We start from the raw sequence: 14,495 nt of genomic DNA, 5'->3' as shown, positions 1-14,495 counted from the left end.
AAGTCCAGCTGTTTGCCGTCGGCGTACCAGGCCCAAGCTGCGTCGGCACTGTCGAAGAGCGGCCTAAAGCCATGTCGACAGTTGCCCTACCAGCGCAGCGCCGCCGTGTGCACCGGCGCATCCCAGAGCGACGCGAGCTCATCGTCGAGCAGCGTCACGGTCAGCGATGCCCCGGCCATGTCGAGGGAGGTCGTGTAGTTCCCGACCAGCGACCGGGTCGCTGCCAGCGCCTCGGCCTTCAGCCTCAGGTCGGCCGCGTGGTGCAGCAGGTACAGCTCCATCAGCGGCGTGCCGCCGAAGCCGTTCACGTGCAGCAGCACCTTGCGCCCGGTCTTCGGCTTCAGGTCGCCGAGGATCGCATCCATCAGTGTGCGCACGATCTCGTTGGCCGGCATGTGGGCCGCGCGCCGGCGCCCGGGCTCGCCGTGGATGCCGACGCCGATCTCGATCTCGTCGGAGCCGATGTCGAAGGTGGGCCTTCCTGCCGCCGGCACCGTGCAGCTGGTGAAAGCCACGCCCATCGACGCCGTTGCCGCGTTCACGCGATCGCCCAGCGCCTTGCATTGGGCCAGCGTCGCGCCCTGCTCGGCTGCGGCACCGACGATCTTCTCGACGATGAGCGTGCCGGCCACGCCGCGCCGGCCGGTGGTGTGAGTCGAGTTCTCGACCGCCACGTCGTCGTTGACCAGCACAGTCGCGTTCTCGGTCTCCAGCATCTCGCTCGCCATCTGGAAGTTCATGCCGTCGCCGGCGTAGTTCTTCACGATGAACAGCACGCCGCGGCCGGTTTCGGTGGCGGCTGCGGCGGCCAGCATCTGGTCCGGCGTCGGGCTGGTGAAGACCTGGCCCGGGCAGGCCGCATCGAGCATGCCGCGGCCGACGAAGCCGGAGTGCAGCGGCTCGTGCCCCGAGCCGCCGCCGGAGATCAACGCCACTTTGCCCGTCGCGCCTTCGCGCCGCGCGACGAAGGTGGGCTCGAACTCGACGCGCAGCAACTGCGGGTGCGCCTCCACCAGGCCGCTCAAGGCCTCGCGCAGCAGCGTGTCGACGTCGTTGACGAACTTCTTCATGCGGTTTCCTTCCATGTGTCGCACACCGCGGTGATGGCGACTTCGCAGGTCTTCGAGCCCGGATCGATATGGCCCAGCGCGCGCTCGCCCAGGAAGGACGCGCGGCCCTTGGTGGCCGTCATGTCGCGCGTGGCGAGCATGTTGCGGTGCGCTTCGGCCGTGAGCTGCGCGCACAGTTCGGGCAACGGCGTGTTCTCCTCGGCTAGCCGCTGCAGCACCCGCGAGACCGGGATCAGCACGTCGAGCATCGTCTTCTCGCCCAGGTCGGCCTTGCCGCGGCTCTTGATCGCCTCGACGCCGGCGGCGAAGGCGGCGGCGAACTGCCGGCGGTCGGGCTCGGCGATGCCGCCCACGGTCTTGCCCATCGCGATGAAGAAGCTCGAGATCAGCGGCCCGGAGGCGCCGCCGATGGTCGACAGCAGCTTCATGCCGATCTTGCCGAAGGCCGCACCGGGCGCGAGCGGCGCGAGCTCGCCGCGCATCGCCATCAGCACGTCGCAGCCGCGGCGCACGTTGATGAAATGGTCGCCGTCGCCGATGGCGCGGTCCAGCGATTCGATCTGGCTTTCGTTGACGAGGATGGCCGTCTGCACGGACTCCAGCGCGTCGATGATGTGTTTGGTGTTCATGGGCTTCCCTGGATGCCTGCTGCGGCGGCGATGCGGCGCCCCGCTGCGTCGAAGAAAAGGCAGCGCTCGGTCGGAAAGCCGAAGCGCGCCTGCGAACCCGGCGTGAGCGGCTCGTCGAGCATCACGCGCGCATGCACCTCGACGCCCTGCCGCTCCGCCACCAGCTGATGCTTCACCAGCGAGCACTCGATGACCTGGAAACCCGCGGCCTCGCCCTCGGGCGAGAGCAGCACGTCCTCGGGCCGGATGGCGACGTGCGCGGTGCCGGCCGGCGAGCGGCCGTCGAACCATTGCGCCGGCAGCACGTTGATGGCCGGCGAGCCAAGGCGCTGCGCCACCGGCAGCGTGCGCGGGTCGCCATAGACCTCGAGCGGCGTGCCCAGCTGCTGCAGCACGCCTTGCTCGATGATGCCGATGCGGTCGGCCATGGTGGTCGCCTCAACGTGGTCGTGCGTCACGTAGATCACGGTGGCGCCGGTGCTGCGCTGCAGGCGCCGCAGCTCGACGCGCAGTTCCTCGCGCAGCTGCGCGTCGAGCGAGGACAGCGGTTCGTCCATCAGGAACACGCGCGGCCGGCGCACCAGCGCGCGGCCGATCGCGACACGCTGCATCTCGCCGCCGGAGAGCTCGGTCGCGCGGCGCGCGAGCTTGCCCTCGATGTGCAGCATGGCCGCGACCTCCTCCACGCGCCGCTTGACTTCGGCCGGCTCGCTGCGCCGCAAGGGCGAGCGCAGGGGAAACGCGAGGTTGTCAAACACGCTCAGGTGCGGGTAGAGCGAATACTGCTGGAACACGAAGGCGCAGTCGCGACTCGCGGGCAGGCTGTCGGTGATGTCGTGTCCGTCCATGCGGATGCGGCCCGCATCGGGACGCTCCAGACCGGCGATGAGGCGCAGCGTGGTGGTCTTGCCGGCGCCGCTCGGGCCCAGCAGCACGAGGAATTCGCCGTCGGCGACCTGGATGCTCAGGTCGGTCACGGCCTTGACCTCGCCGAAAGCGCGACTCACGCTGCTGAGTTCAATGCTGGCCATGGCGCCGGGCCTCCTGGTGTCGTCGCGTCGTGGCGCTGGCGAGCAGCTGCTCGGTGCCGGCATCGAAGAGCACGATGCGCGCGGTATTGAAGGCGATGGCGACGCGATCACCGGTGGCCGGGCGCTGCGACTTGTCGATCAGCGCCTTCAGGCTGCCGGCCGCGGTGGCGAGCTCGGCGATCCAGTGCGAGCCGAAGTACTCGACGTGCCGCACCTCGGCGGCGAGGCCCTCGCCTTCGACGCCGACGCGCACATGCTCGGGCCGCACGCCGAGCGCGGCGGTGGCAGTGCCTTGCTCGATGCGCGGAACGGTCACCGGCAGGCCGGCCAGCGAGACCGCCTCATCGCCTGCATGCACCGCGCCTTCGATCGGCATGAAGTTCATCGGCGGCCGCCCGATGAAGCGCGCCACGAACATGCAGCTCGGAAAGTTGTAGATGCCGCCCGGCGCGTCGGCCTGCAGGATCTCGCCCTGGTTCATCACGACGATGTGATCGGCCAGCGCCATCGCCTCGTTCTGGTCGTGCGTGACGAAGACGGTCGTGGTGCGAAGGCGCTGGTGCAGCTTGCGCAGCTCCACGCACATCAGCTCGCGGAACTCGGCGTCGAGCGTGCCCAGCGGCTCGTCCATCAGGAAGGCCTGCGGCTGCCGCACGATGGCGCGGCCCAGCGCGACGCGCTGCCGGTCGCCGCCCGACAGGCCGCCGACGCGCGCGCCCAGCAGATGCTCGATGCGCAGGATGGCCGCCACATCGGCCACGCGGCGGTCGATCTCGGCGCGCGGGAGGCCTTCGTTGCGCAACGGAAACTCGAGGTTGCCGCGCACGCCCAGGTGCGGGTAGAGCGCGAACAGCTGGAACACCATCGCGATATCACGTTCGCGCGGGCGCAGGTAGGTCACGCGCTGGCCGGCGAGCGTGATCGAGCCCGAGGTCGGGAACTCGAGGCCAGCGAGCATGCGCAGCGTGGTCGTCTTGCCGCAGCCGGAGGGGCCCAGCAGCACGACGAACTTGCCGTCTTCGAGGGTCAGCGTGGAATCGCGCACGGCGACGAAATCGCTGAAGCGCTTGTGCAGGTTCTCGATGCGGATTTCGGCCATGATCAATGCAGCTTTCCGGCTACCGTGTAGCCTGCGACGCCGGCCAGCAGTACGGCGAAGGAGTAGCTAAAGATGTCGAGCGACCAGGGCTGCATCAGCATCGCGAGGCCGAGGGCGATGAGAACCATGCTGGCGGGCTCCCACCGGGAACGGGACAACCAGTGCTTGTTCATTTGCGGATGGCTCCAAAGGTGATCCCGCGCAGCAGGTGCTTGCGCAAGAGCACGGTGAACACCAGCACCGGCAGCAGGAACAACGTCGTCCCCGCAGCCATCGCCGGCCAGTCCAGCCCGCCCTCGCCGATGATGGTCGGAATGAAGGGCGGCGAGGTCTGCGCCGTGCCGCTGGTGAGCAGCAGCGCGAAGGCGTATTCGTTCCAAGCGAAGATCAGGCAGAAGATCGCGGTGGTCGCGATGCCGGTGGCGGCCTGCGGCAGCACCACCTTGATGAAGGCCTGGAAGCGCGTGTAGCCGTCGACCATCGCGGCCTCCTCGTACTCGCGCGGGATCTCGTCCATGAAGCCCTTGAGAAGCCACACCGAGAGCGAGAGATTGACCACGGTGTAGAGCAGCATCAGTCCGAGGTGCGTGTCCGATAGGCCGACCGCGCGGTACATCAGGTAGATGGGGATGGCCACCGCGATCGGCGGCATCATCCGCGTCGACAGGATGAAGAACAGCAGGTCGTCCTTGCCCGGCACGCGGAAGCGAGAGAAGGCATAGGCCGCGAGCGTGCCCAGCACCACCGACAGCAACGTCGAGCCGAATCCGATCAGCACCGAGTTGAGATAGCGGTCAGAGAAGCGCGATGGCCCGGCCAAGATCATCTGCTGCTCGCGCACCAGGTCCTCGTACCAGGTGGTAGGCGGCGGCAGAGCGGCCAGCTCCTGCGAACTCACGCGCGACCGGGTGGTGAAGAGATTGACGTAGCCGATCAGCGAAGGCTGCGTGACGACCTGAGGCGGGTACGCGATCGCGTCCTGCGGCGTGCGGAAGCTGGTCATCAGGATCCACACTAACGGGATCAGCGAGATCAGCGCATAGCCGATCACCACGAACCCGGCGAAGGCCTTGGCGCGCGGCGTCGGGTCCAGAGGGCTGTGAACGGTGGTTTTCATCGCTGCTTCACCCGGTCGAGAAAGCGCACCGTCACGAGCGAGAGGCCGTAGATCGACACGAAGAGGATGATGGCCAGCGCCGAGCTGTAGCCGGTGCGCCATTTCTCGAAGGCCTCGCGCTTGAGCTTGATCGATGCAAGCTCGGTGACCGAGCCCGGCCCCCCGTTGGTGAGCTGGTCCACGAGGTCGAACATCTTGAAGTTCTCGATCACGCGGAACAGCACCGCGAGGATGATGAAAGGCATCACCATCGGCAGCGTGATGCGCCAGAACTTGGTCCACTCGCTCGCGCGGTCGATCTCGGCGGCTTCGTAGAGATAGGGCGGGATCGAGCGCAGGCCGGCGAGCAGCAGCAGCATCACGTAGGGCGTCCACATCCAGGTGTCGACCAGCACGATGGCCCAGGGCGAGAGCTTGATGTCACCGAGCATCGTGAAGGTGCCCGAATATCCGAGAGGAGCGCCGAAGAAGCTGACGATGTAGTTGAAGATGCCGTACTGCGGCTCGAAGAAGTACTTCCAGAAGGTGCCGACCACCGCCGGCGCCAGCATCATCGGCAGGAGGATCGCGGTGCTCCAGAAGCTGTGGCTGCGAAAGCGCCGGTTCAGCATCAGCGCCAGGCCGAAGCCGATCAAGAGCTGCAGCGTGATCGAGAAGCACAGGAAGTGCGCGGTGGCGCGCATGTTCTCCCAGATCGACTCGTCGTTGAGCACGCGCGAGTAGTTGCCGATGCCGACCCAGAGCACGTCCGCGCCGGGCCGGTTGGCCCGGAAGTTGGTGAAGGACAGCCAGAGGGTCCAGAGCAGCGGGAAGATGTTGAAGGCCAGCAGCAGCAGGATCGTCGGGCCGACGAAGAGCCAGGCCAGGGCGCGGTCGGAGAGGCCTTGCGGCGAGTGCAGGCGCAATCGCATGGGGGGTGAGGCGGTAGACCTCGTGTGGACGACGTAGCTCATGACAGCTTTCGGTTGAGACGCATGATCAAGCGGCCGCCGCGGATCCGGCTTCGCCGGTCCGCCAGCGGCGCCCCTAGAGGGGGAGCGCCGAAGGCGCTACGGGGGTGGCCCAGCTACTAAGGCTTGATCTTTCCATCTTCCTTGAACACCTCGGTCCAATCCTTGAGCAGGCCGTCGAGCGCCTCCTGCGGCGTGCCCTTGCCGGCCACCACGTAGTCATGCGTGCGCTTCTGCATCGCGAGCAGCAGCTGCGCGTAGCTCGGCTCCTGCCAGAAGTCCTTCACGATCTTCATCGAGTCGAGGAACACCGGCGCGTACGAGGTGCTCTTCTCGAAGCCGGGCTTGGTCAGCACCGCGTTGTGGCACGAGAAGCCGCCCGCGTCCCACCACTTCTGCTGCACCGAGGGCTGCGCGAACCACTTGATGTAGTCGAGCGCCAGGTCCTTCTTGTCGGAGTACTTGACGACCGAGATGCCCTGGCCGCCGAGCTGCGCCGCGGCGATCTTGGCCCTGGGCATGGTGAAGAAACCGGTCTTCTCGCCGCCCACGTTCGGGTCCTTCGCGATGCCCGGGAAGAAGGCGATGAAGTTCATCTGCATCGCGACCTGGCCCGACTTGTAGGAGTCGAGGTCCTCGGTCATGTAGGCATTGGAATGCCCGGGCGGCGTGCAGCAATCGAACAGCTCCTTGTAGAACTTGAGGCCGGCCACGGCTTCGGGCCCGTTAATGAAGCCTTTCATGTCGTACGGCTTCTTCGGGTTCTGGTACCCCATGCCGTAGGCGTACATGGTGTTCGTCACGCCCATGGTGATGCCTTCGGAGCCGCGCTCGGTGTAGATCGCGGCGCCGTAGACCTTCTTGCCGTCGAGGGTGCGGTTCTGGAAGAACTGGCCGACCTGCTTCAACTCGTCCCAGGTCTTCGGCGGCGCGAGTTCGCGGTTGTACTTGGTCTTAAATTCAGCCTGCAGCTCGGGCCGCGCGAACCAGTCCTTGCGGTAGGTGAAGGCCACCGCGTCACCCATCGCGGGCAGCGCCCAATAGTTCTGCGTGCCCTTGGGCCAGGTCGAGTAGCCCTCGACGGTCGCGGGCATGAAGTCGCTCATCTTGATGCCGTTCTTATCGAAGAACTCGTTGAGCTTGCTGTAGTGGCCCTCGGTCGCCGCCGAGCCGATCCACTGGCTGTCGCCGATCAGCAGGTCGCACAGCTTGCCCTTGGAGTTGAGTTCGTTGAGCATGCGCTGCGCGAAGTTCGGCCACGGCACGAACTCGTACTTCATCTGCACGCCGGTCTGTGCGGTGAAGTCCTTCGACAGCTCCACCAGCGCATTGGCGGGGTCCCAGGCGGCCCAGCACAGGGTCAGCTGCTTGGTCTGGGCCTGCGCGGCACCCGACGCCAGCCCGAGCGCCGCGAGCATCGCGGCGGCGAAAGTCGATCGCGTATTCAACCACTTCATTTGCTCATCTCCTGTGTATGGCAGGCGGCGCTCGCCGCGGTAGGAAGGCAAGTGAAGATTAAAGAGCGCAATAAATAAATCAATCAACGCAAACCCTAAGACCTCAGGCATCGGGACCCGGACGGTGCGGAAGCTCGGGATTGCCCGGTGCAAGTCCACGTCGAAGATCGGCGACACTTCTGATTGATTTATTGAGGCTCTTTTCGCCCCTTGACCACTTCCGTCACCATCACCCAGATCGCCGAGGCGGCGGGCGTCAGCACCGCCACCGTGGACCGCGTGCTGAACAGCCGCCCCGGCGTCAACCCGGTCACCGTGCAGCGCGTGCGCGATGCGATGAAGGAGCTCGGCGGCGCCGCGCCGATGCGCGGCCGGCCGCGCTCCACCGACAGCTACCGCTTCGCCTTCGTCCTGCCGGCGACGCGGCGCGGCTTCTTCGATCAGGTGGACCGCGTCATCGCGCAGGCGGCCGGCGACTTCCGCCACCAGCACATCACCGAGGTGACCCGCCGCCTGCCGGCCAGCGACGCCGCCGCCTTCGCACAGGAGCTCGCACAGCTGTCCGACATGGACGGCGTGGCCCTGCTGGCGCCAGACACGCCGCCGGTGAAGCTCGCCGTCAACGAACTGGTGCGCGCCGGGGTGCATGTGGTCACGCTGTTCTCCGACGTTGCCGGCTCGATGCGCGAGACCTTCATCGGCGCCGACAATCGCGCCGCCGGGCGCACCGCCGGCCTCTTGCTCGGGCGCGAGGCGCCGGCCGGCCAGGGGCACTGCGCGCTGCTGTCGCCCGCCACTCGGTACGCGGCCGAGATCGATCGCGGCATCGGCTTTGCGCAGGTGCTCGAAGAGCGCTTCGCCGGCGCGAAGCTGTTGCGCGTGGACGACATGCCGGAATCCGAGGACGAGGCTTACCGCCGGGTGCGCGAGGCGCTGGCCCCGGCCGCCACGGGCGGCCGCCTGACGGCCGTCTACAACGTCGGCCCCGGCAGCCACGGCGTGCACCGGGCGCTGGCCGACCACGGCTACGACGCCTCGCTCGGCGTGGTCGCGCACGACCTGCTCGACATGCATCGCGCGATGCTGATCTCGGGTGCGTTGAGCTTCGTGCTGCACCAGGACGTGCACTACGCGGTCACCACCGCCGCGCGCGTGCTGCGCGCCCTGTGCGAAGGCGTGCGCGGCGCGCTGGCGGTCAGCAACCCGCGCGTCGACATCCTCACTGCGGAGAACCTCGCATGACAGCCGCGCTCCGTCGCCCCACCATCGCTGTTTCAAGTTCGGCCCGCAAGGACACACGGTGAAGAAGTTCATCAACTACGTTGACGACGCGATCGTCGAAAGCCTGTCGGGCCTGGCGTCGGCGCACGAGGGCCTCCTGCGCGTCGAGTTCGATCCCACCTTCGTGTGCCGTCGCACGCCCAAGCGGGACGCGGTGGCCGTCGTGTCCGGCGGCGGGTCGGGGCACGAGCCGCTGCACACCGGCTATGTCGGCCTGGGCATGCTCGATGCCGCCTGCCCGGGGCAGGTGTTCACCTCGCCGACACCCGACCAGTGGATGGCCGCCGCGCACCGCGTGAACGCCGCCCGCGGCGTGCTCTTCATCGTGAAGAACTACGCCGGGGACCGCCTCAATTTCCAGATGGCGAGCGACATGCTGGTCGACCTCGATCACCTGATGGTGGTGGTCGACGACGACGTCGCCATCGACCATTCGACCCACGCGAGCGGCCGCCGCGGCGTGGCGGGCACGCTGATCGTCGAGAAGATGATCGGCGCCGCGGCCGAGGCCGGCGCCGACCTGTTCGACTGCAAGGCGCTCGGCGACCGCATCAACAGCTGTACCGCGTCGATGGGCGTGGCCTTCAACAGCTGCATCGTGCCGGCCTCAGGCGTGGCCACTTTCGAGATCGGAGAGCACGAGATGGAACTCGGCGTCGGCATCCACGGCGAGCCGGGACGCCAGCGCATGCCATTCGCGCCGGCCGCCGAGATCGTCGACCTGCTGCTCGACCCGATCCTCAAAGACCTCGCGCTGGCGCGCGGCCGCGAGGTGCTGCTGCACGTCAACGGCCTGGGCGGCACGCCCCTGATGGAGCTCTACCTGCTGCAGCACCATGCGCGCCGGCGGCTGACCGACGAAGGGCTGGTGGTGGCGCGCACGCTGGTGGGCAACCACACGACCTCGCTCGAGATGGCCGGGGCGTCGCTGACCGTCACCGCGCTCGACGACGAAGCCAAGCGGCTGTGGGATGCGCCGGTGCACACGGCGGCGCTGCGCTGGTAGCCGCTGCAGCGGTCCCGCTTTTCTCGATATGACACTTCGGCGGCCTCTGGCGCAAACGCATCGCGCCTCGTTTGCGGATTCGCATTGGCCTGTCGGCAGCAGTAGGCATCTGCCCGGCCGCACGGAGCGTTGAGGTCTGTTTGCGAATGTTTTGTCCACGAACACGATTGTTCCGAGTTAATAAGTTCGAGAACAAGCCATTGCATCTGCAGACAAAGCCAATAGATCCGAAGACAGCCACTCAAAGTTGAAGGGCAGTAGGTAGCCTCTAGCGCCTCGCTTGGATCCTTTGAAGTGCCGGGTTCGAACCGCTGTTCAAGACTGAACTCGGACCTTCGGCATGATCGCCTGGAAGGCAGTTCAGGGCCCGAAGCGCCAAGCGAGCGACAGGCTACAGTCGGCCAAGAGCCGACTATCGAAGGCTGGGCAGAATCGGCTGCCTCTGCAACAACCTGAGCCCTCCATGACAGCCTGGACCATCATCGAAGCGACCCAAGAGGAGGTGCGGTCGGGCGAGCTCGGTCGGCGGCTGCGCCACTTCAACTACGGTTTCGTGGGCGAGTATCCCGAATCGCAGCCGGTATGGCTAAGCGCAAGGGATGAGCAAGGGCGAATGGTCGGAGGGCTTCGCGGATACGTCTTCCTGTACTGGCTCCACATCGACGTGCTTTGGGTTGACGAGGCGGCCAGGGCAGCCGGGCTTGGGAGCGAGTTGCTTGGGCAGGCCGAGACGAAGGCGAAAAGCTTGGGCGCGCACAGCGCCAAGCTCGATACGTTCGAATGGCAGGCCCGCGACTTCTATGCGAAGCGCGGCTACCAAGAGTTCGGGCGCATCGACAACCACACCAATGGTGTTCTACCTAGCGTTCATGATGAAGAAGCTCTGAGAACCAAGGGCAGAATGCGGCCCAGAACCAGACATTCCAAACCGAGCCTCAACTACGCACATGAACAACGGATTGCCACGATCGAGGGGAAGACACCTACTGGTTTCGGTACTGTTGGTTTGGATGGTGCACGCTGTCGTAACCGCTTTCGCTTGGTTGTGGATGGCAGGAGTGACCGGTCTCGGCTTCAAGGACAGAGCGGCGTGGACGGCGTTCGATCACCTTCAGGCTCAATTGATACCCGCTGCTGCGCTGGCCATGTCAACACCTGGTCGGCTCGTCCTGAGCAAGGACCCTGGCATTTTGAACTTCCTGACAGCATGGCTTGGCAACAGCCTGCTTTGGGCTTTGCTGCTGGTTTTTGCGCATGGGCTTTGGAAGAAGATTCAAATCAGACGATAGTCGAAAAGCGGCCAGCAGCCGACGCTCGAGCCCGCCCTCAGAATTGACATTGGAAGCCTGCCCGCAATGCCAACGTACCCCAAGCCGGACTTCCCACTCTTCTTCAAGACGACCGCCTGCTTGGTCATCTTTCTGGTTGTGCTGCATTGGCTGCCGGAGATTGCCACGTGGCTACATGCGACCTTCTACGGCGAGAAGCTCAGCGTTGAGCCGCGCCGGTTTCGCCTGGTTCTGCTTGTCGGATACGCGCTGGTTGGCATCTCCGTGTCGCTGCACCTTGCCGGGCTGCTGTGGGCGTCATGGCATCGCCGAAAGCAGGCTCGCTGAAGGTACGAGGTTCGTACGCCAGGATCCGGCCAGGAGCAGACGGTCGGGGCTCTGCCAGAATTCCGGCTTTACCCATCCACGTCCGGACTCCACCTATGCGCCGTGTGCTCTTTATCTGCAGTAGGAACAGGCTCCGCAGCCCCACCGCCGAGAGCATGTTCGCAGCGCCCGGCATCGAGACGGACTCCGCCGGCCTCGCGCCCGACGCAGACTGCGTACTGAGCGCCGAACAGGTTGAATGGGCGGACCTGATACTCGTGATGGAGAAGCAGCACCGGGTGAAGCTCAAGCAGAGGTTCGCGACGTCCTTGCAGGGAAAAAAGGTCGTGTGCCTGGATGTTCCTGACCGCTTCCAGTTCATGCAGCCTGAGCTCGTCACGCTACTGCAGCAGAAGGTCGGTCAACATTTGCGTTAGCGAAGTGCGGAAGCGCAATCGAGCGGCAAAATGCGGCCAAGACCGAACCCCCAACCCAAGGCCCAATCGAGAAGCGACCCACCAATGACGCAACCGGATACGCACCACGACAGCGAGCTTTCGCCCGTCCAAAGCGAGCAGGTCGCCAGGCTCTCGCCCGAAGAATTGGCGCATATTGACGCTGCGCTCCTCTCGCAAGTCTCGAACGACTGGAGGAAGGTGGCGCGTGTCGTGGGAACGGCCATGCTGTCAATGCCAGACCGCCCGGTGGGCGTTCCCGATGTCTTTTTTGCCCAGCGGGTCGCGTTGCTCGTCGCGGCCGGGCGAATCGAGTCGCAGGGCAACCTCCGTCGAATGGGGTTCAGTGAGGTGCGCCTCAGTTCGTCCTGACGGCAAAATGCGGCCAGAACCGGACCTTTCGTCATCGGTCAGAATCGGCTCGCAGCAGCAACGGAATGGCGAGAGCTTGCGCGCATATACCTAGCATCACATGGCTACCCCTGCACCAATTACCTCCCAGTTCTGGAATGAATCAACTGGTCACTGCGACTGCTGCGGGCGCACTTCAAAAACGATCTGGGGCGATCTGTCTGACAAATCAGGGGCGCTTGCTGTCTACTTTGTACAGTGGACAGTGAGCGCTCCAGAACATGACCCGATCATCGATCTGATCATCGGCCCTTGGGGGGAAGGCTCGGAGCCCGCAGCAAGAGATCTTGTCTCATTGGCATATAGGCCAAGCACCCGCGGTGGGTCATTTATGGTTGTGGATGCGGTCGGTCGCCGAGCCGATGATCGGAAAATTTGTGGTCGAGCTTTGCGTCGGCACGAGGTCATCAACACATCGCTGGCTGAGCAAGCATTCTCCCTGGTGGATGCTTTGTGGCTGACTGAGCCTCGTATCGCAGAAGTTCGCGATCTCAACCGCGTCTCGCGTGCCGACGATCAATCGACGGACTGAGTTCGGCTGCGGATTCAACCGGACGTTCCGCTAGCATCGCCACAGTACGAACATGGCGCGCTTTCCGTGCACGCTGAGCTTAGAAATTTGGTTTCATGATTACGTCCATATCCCAGGCGGAGATTTGTCAGAAATGGGGCGCGCTCTATGACCCTCCCGGCCAGAACGAGAAGTTGGGTATCGCCCTCGCTACGCTCTCTCGATTGCCGCTCAACGCGCTTCGTCACCCACGAGAGAATGGCACATGCGGCTGGTACATCTGGGGTGGCGAACTATCCGACGACCCGCAGTTCTTTCAGCCGCTTCACGTAAGCCATCTCGGTTCACATGCCCCAGTCCTCTTGCCGTACCTCGCGCTTGCGCCCGGTTGGCGCGTGCTACTTGCCCCTGGAAAGACTGAAGTCTGGTATGACGCGGGGCTCTTGGCTGTGTAGACGGGCCGCTGGCCGTGGCAGCATGCGGCTGCGGATTCAACCGGTCGATGCAACACACTGATGACTGCCGTTGGCAGAAGGAGTGTTGCAGATGGCTTACCGGGCGCGAACGTATTACACAGACAACCAGAAGGCATTGATGTGGGAGCGCTGGAAGGCAGGCGACAGCCTTCAACAGATTGCCCAGCTGTTCGATAGATCACATTCATCAGTCGAAGGGATCCTGTCTCGAACAGGCGGAATACCGCCTCCAAAGCGTCGCCGCTCCCCGTTGGCACTCAGCCTGGACGAGCGAGAGGAGATCTCGCGTGCCACGGTGGCTGGCTTCTCGATTCGAGCGATCGCCAGCATCCTCGGGCGAGCGCCATCGACTGTCAGCCGGGAGATCAAGCGCAACGGTGGTCGAGAAGGCTATCGGGCGACCCAGGCCGACCAGGCGGCGTGGGACCGCGGGCACCGTCCCAAGAGATGCAAGCTGGCAAGGAACAGAGCCTTGGCGCGCATCGTGGCTGCCAAGCTCCAATCGCTGTGGGCGCCTGAGCAGATCGCGGGGTGGCTCAAGCATAGTTATCCTGGCGACGAGGACTTCCAGGTGTCACACGAGACCATCTATCGCAGCCTCTTTATCCAAGCCCGTGGGGCCTTGAAGAAGGAACTGCTGCAGCATCTGCGACGCACGCGGGTCATGCGCCGTTCGCGCCATCACACGCAGAAGACCGATAACCACGGAAGAATCCTTGACACCGTATCGATCAGCGAGCGCCCGGCCACGGTGGAAGATCGGGCAGTGCCTGGTCATTGGGAAGGCGACCTGCTGTTCGGGGGCACGAGCAGTCAGATTGCCACCCTGGTCGAGCGTCAAACACGCTACGTGATGCTGGTGAAACTTGGGGGCATGGACACCGAGACCGTCGTCAATGCGCTGATCAAGAACGCTCGCAAGCTGCCGCAGGAGCTGTACAAGTCGCTGACCTGGGATCGAGGCAAGGAGATGGCGGCTCACAAGCGCTTCACCCTGGCGACCGACATCCGGGTCTACTTCTGCGACCCGCACAATCCTTGGCAGCGCGGAACCAACGAGAACACGAACGGCTTGCTCAGGCAGTACTTCCCTAAAGGGATCGATCTCTCGAGCCATTCACAGGCCAAGCTGAATGCCGTTGCAAGACAATTGAACGAGCGACCAAGGAAGACCCTCGACTTCCACACACCGGCTGAGATGTTCAGCCAAATCGTTGCATCGACCGGTTGAATCCGCACCTGCCTGTCGTCATCGACCGCCGTACGGCAGGTATGCAGCGGAAGCCGTCCTTAGCACTGAGCCGACCTACGACTCGGATCGGCCAACTGACGACATTCGCAGTGAACTGGGAGCGGAGTGCACGCTGACCGACGATTGTTCACAATGAGCATGCGGACTGGCGCTCA

Annotated in this window: 17 protein-coding genes; 9 read left to right on the top strand and 8 right to left on the bottom strand. The window is 64.8% G+C overall.

What is annotated here, in order from left to right; translation table 11 throughout:
* Positions 1-86: 86 nt before the first annotated feature.
* The 8 genes from dhaK (AC3A6B_RS09360) to AC3A6B_RS09325 all read right to left on the bottom strand — a co-directional run bounded on the left by dhaK (AC3A6B_RS09360) (position 87) and on the right by AC3A6B_RS09325 (position 7,353).
* On the bottom strand, positions 87-1,070 hold the full coding sequence (gene dhaK / locus AC3A6B_RS09360; RefSeq protein WP_487836453.1) for a dihydroxyacetone kinase subunit DhaK: 984 nt from the start codon (positions 1,068-1,070) through the stop codon (positions 87-89).
* Positions 1,067-1,699 (bottom strand): dihydroxyacetone kinase subunit DhaL, encoded by a 633-nt coding sequence (dhaL, locus tag AC3A6B_RS09355; RefSeq protein ID WP_487836452.1) that lies wholly within the window; start codon positions 1,697-1,699, stop codon positions 1,067-1,069. The genes dhaK (AC3A6B_RS09360) and dhaL overlap by 4 nt, the downstream gene beginning before the upstream one ends.
* A complete protein-coding gene (locus AC3A6B_RS09350) occupies positions 1,696-2,730 on the bottom strand; it encodes an ABC transporter ATP-binding protein (protein WP_487836451.1) in 1,035 nt (344 codons plus the stop codon). Before AC3A6B_RS09350 ends, dhaL begins: the two co-directional genes overlap by 4 nt.
* Positions 2,717-3,829 (bottom strand): ABC transporter ATP-binding protein, encoded by a 1,113-nt coding sequence (locus AC3A6B_RS09345; protein ID WP_487836450.1) that lies wholly within the window; start codon positions 3,827-3,829, stop codon positions 2,717-2,719. Before AC3A6B_RS09345 ends, AC3A6B_RS09350 begins: the two co-directional genes overlap by 14 nt.
* Before the next feature lie 2 nt (positions 3,830-3,831).
* A complete protein-coding gene (locus AC3A6B_RS09340) occupies positions 3,832-3,957 on the bottom strand; it encodes a hypothetical protein (RefSeq protein ID WP_487836449.1) in 126 nt (41 codons plus the stop codon).
* Positions 3,958-3,998: 41 nt separating this feature from the next.
* A complete protein-coding gene (locus tag AC3A6B_RS09335) occupies positions 3,999-4,946 on the bottom strand; it encodes a carbohydrate ABC transporter permease (protein ID WP_487836448.1) in 948 nt (315 codons plus the stop codon).
* Positions 4,943-5,857 (bottom strand): carbohydrate ABC transporter permease, encoded by a 915-nt coding sequence (locus AC3A6B_RS09330; protein WP_487836447.1) that lies wholly within the window; start codon positions 5,855-5,857, stop codon positions 4,943-4,945. Before AC3A6B_RS09330 ends, AC3A6B_RS09335 begins: the two co-directional genes overlap by 4 nt.
* 158 nt (positions 5,858-6,015) lie before the next feature.
* Positions 6,016-7,353, bottom strand: coding sequence for an ABC transporter substrate-binding protein (locus AC3A6B_RS09325; protein ID WP_487836446.1), 1,338 nt, complete (start codon positions 7,351-7,353; stop codon positions 6,016-6,018).
* 210 nt (positions 7,354-7,563) lie between these two features.
* Here AC3A6B_RS09325 and AC3A6B_RS09320 point away from each other — a divergent pair, with 210 nt between their 5' ends.
* The 9 genes from AC3A6B_RS09320 (at position 7,564) to AC3A6B_RS09280 (ending at position 14,319) form a co-directional block, all read left to right on the top strand.
* A complete protein-coding gene (locus AC3A6B_RS09320) occupies positions 7,564-8,595 on the top strand; it encodes a LacI family DNA-binding transcriptional regulator (protein WP_487836445.1) in 1,032 nt (343 codons plus the stop codon).
* Between the two features lie 58 nt (positions 8,596-8,653).
* Positions 8,654-9,640: a dihydroxyacetone kinase subunit DhaK gene (dhaK, locus tag AC3A6B_RS09315; RefSeq protein WP_487836444.1), complete on the top strand. Its 987-nt coding sequence runs from the start codon at positions 8,654-8,656 to the stop codon at positions 9,638-9,640.
* Between the two features lie 463 nt (positions 9,641-10,103).
* Positions 10,104-10,976: a GNAT family N-acetyltransferase gene (locus tag AC3A6B_RS09310; protein ID WP_487836443.1), complete on the top strand. Its 873-nt coding sequence runs from the start codon at positions 10,104-10,106 to the stop codon at positions 10,974-10,976.
* A 19-nt stretch (positions 10,977-10,995) separates the two neighbouring features.
* On the top strand, positions 10,996-11,256 hold the full coding sequence (locus AC3A6B_RS09305) for a hypothetical protein (protein WP_487836442.1): 261 nt from the start codon (positions 10,996-10,998) through the stop codon (positions 11,254-11,256).
* Between the two features lie 95 nt (positions 11,257-11,351).
* A complete protein-coding gene (locus tag AC3A6B_RS09300) occupies positions 11,352-11,672 on the top strand; it encodes a low molecular weight protein tyrosine phosphatase family protein (RefSeq protein WP_487836441.1) in 321 nt (106 codons plus the stop codon).
* 84 nt (positions 11,673-11,756) lie between these two features.
* Positions 11,757-12,062, top strand: coding sequence for a DUF3658 domain-containing protein (locus AC3A6B_RS09295; protein ID WP_487836440.1), 306 nt, complete (start codon positions 11,757-11,759; stop codon positions 12,060-12,062).
* Positions 12,063-12,162: 100 nt separating this feature from the next.
* Positions 12,163-12,633, top strand: coding sequence for a hypothetical protein (locus tag AC3A6B_RS09290; protein WP_487836439.1), 471 nt, complete (start codon positions 12,163-12,165; stop codon positions 12,631-12,633).
* 95 nt (positions 12,634-12,728) lie between these two features.
* Positions 12,729-13,067: an immunity protein Imm33 domain-containing protein gene (locus AC3A6B_RS09285; protein WP_487836438.1), complete on the top strand. Its 339-nt coding sequence runs from the start codon at positions 12,729-12,731 to the stop codon at positions 13,065-13,067.
* 91 nt (positions 13,068-13,158) lie between these two features.
* Complete coding sequence (locus AC3A6B_RS09280) at positions 13,159-14,319, top strand: IS30 family transposase (protein ID WP_487836437.1); 1,161 nt, start codon at positions 13,159-13,161, stop codon at positions 14,317-14,319.
* Positions 14,320-14,495 lie beyond the last annotated feature (176 nt).

The organism is Variovorax sp. Soil_C_33 (assembly GCF_057656935.1).
The sequence above is the reverse complement of the archived record's forward strand: the minus strand, read 5'-3'. Positions and strand labels throughout refer to the sequence as shown.